The 833-nt window shown below is 54.1% G+C and carries 1 protein-coding gene; it reads right to left on the bottom strand.

Features of this window, described 5'->3' with window-relative positions; translation table 11 throughout:
* Nucleotides 1–436 precede the first annotated feature (436 nt).
* Nucleotides 437–833 (bottom strand): RES family NAD+ phosphorylase (locus J5M56_RS23640; RefSeq protein ID WP_207937900.1); only part of this gene is annotated, 397 nt, incomplete at its 5' end.

Here is an 833-nt window from a genome sequence, read left to right on the forward strand (position 1 = left end):
CGGTAGTAGGCCTGAATCGCTCCGGAAGCTTTACGCTCGAGCAACAAAGTCCCCTTTCCGCGAGAGCCGACCGGCTCCGACTGACGAGTCTTTACCGCATAGGCTTCCATCTCGGTCATTCGCGTACGCTTAGCCATTCTTTCCCCGTTTTCCCCATCCGTTCCCCGTTTCTCATGCAAAGGTACGCTAACATGTGAAACATAGAAAGATACCAAATTGGCTACAGACCACGTAAACACTAGACAGAGCAAAACTTGTGATATTCGATGAAGCGGTACGAAGCCTCAGAGCAAACGGCTAGTAATCAGTAGTTCCCGGGTTCGACTCCTGGTGCCGGCACCATACAAAATAAAGCCCCTGCAGAAATGCCGGGGCTTTGTTGTTTCTGTCGTTTGGAGCTCACAAGGCCCTCGCGGATGCGAGGGCTTTTTGCGTTTCATACCTGACTGATCTCGAGCACATACGAAATCCTCTGCTCGTTTGCGCTCCAAACATAGCGCAAATGCTTGCCCTGCTTCGGAATCGATACCGCAGGCGGACGGAACGCCGCAACGCATTCATGCCCGGGCAATCGCACGCTGTTATAGAGCAAGCCCCACGACTCGGCGTCGCGCAACTGTCGCGCAAATACCTGTGATGGCCCATAGGCTTCCGGATCGGGCTGATGCAAATATTCGAAACCTTGGCGAACGTCATGCAGCGGCTTGACCACCTGATTGACGTAAGTGCGCATGGTCAATTCGAGATCGGCTTCCTGGGTCGCGGCGAGGAAACGTTCCTGATGAAAACAGGTTTCAGCGATGGCCGCACTCTGGCTGCTGGCGGCGTAATAG

The sequence above is a fragment of the Pseudomonas sp. 51_B genome, from assembly GCF_017491595.1.
In the GTDB taxonomy this organism is placed as follows: Bacteria; Pseudomonadota; Gammaproteobacteria; order Pseudomonadales; family Pseudomonadaceae; genus Aquipseudomonas; species Aquipseudomonas promysalinigenes.